The following is an 890-nucleotide window of genomic DNA, read 5'->3' on the forward strand; positions in this document are numbered from 1 at the left end:
CCACCGGCGCCACCACACCGGCCACCACCGCACCGGCCACCAACCCGGCCCCGGCCCACCGGCGCAGCAGGCCGGGCCGGCGCCCGGGGGTGTCGGGCGCGGGCACCTCGGAAGCGATCAGGGACATGTCTTTTTCCTTTCGTCGGGGACGGAGCGGGACTGCGGGTGGTACCGGTGGTGCTGCGCACCGGCGGTCGGGGTCGTCCGGGTGGGCCGCGCCGCGTCCGCGGCGTCCGGCGCCGGCCCTGCGGACCTCCTGGCACCGGCAGCGGCGTCGCAGGACGCGGCCGGGCGGACGGGTCAGCCGGTGAGGGTGATGTCCCGGTAGTAGAGGTGCAGGATGCCGGCGTACCCGCGGCCGGCCTGGGCCGCGCGCTCGGACCCCCACTGCGACAGCCAGTCGCCGGAGCGCCAGGCACCGCACCTGCCGTTGTCCGAGCAGTAGTGCGCGAGCAGGACCGACCCGGCTCGGGTCATCCGGACGCCCCAGGTGGCCTGCACGGCGGCGTCCGTCGAGGACACCGCGGAGCCGGGCCGGTAGACCTGGTCCCCGGTGTCGTCGCGGACGTCGTAGCAGCGACCGGACGGGGTCCTGCGGGTGGAGTGCAACGCCCAGTACCAGGCGTAGCTCTTGACGGCGACCGCGCCGGCGCGCAGGGACTCCCGGGGCCAGGACGCGATCCACTCGTTGGGCAGCACGTTCTCGACGTAGGTCTTGAAGGCGACCCGGTCCACCCGGTCGAGCTTGGTGCGGTACACCAGGATGCTGCTCGGGATCCTGGAGTCGGTGCCGTCGGTGCGACAGCTGCCGGCGGGCGCGCTGCGGATCCGGTGCGAGGCGTTCTCGTTCTTCAGGCCCGGCTTGAGGTTGGCGCGGGCGCCGGCGGCGA

General features: G+C 74.7%; 1 protein-coding gene. It reads right to left on the reverse strand.

All coding sequences use genetic code 11. The features are described from left to right. Positions 1-300: 300 nt before the first annotated feature. Positions 301-890, reverse strand: a 590-nt coding sequence (locus IEY37_RS21725) for a SpoIID/LytB domain-containing protein (RefSeq protein ID WP_188945034.1), incomplete at its 5' end; no start/stop codon positions are given.

Source organism: Nakamurella endophytica (assembly GCF_014646215.1).
GTDB lineage: Bacteria > Actinomycetota > Actinomycetes > Mycobacteriales > Nakamurellaceae > Nakamurella > Nakamurella endophytica.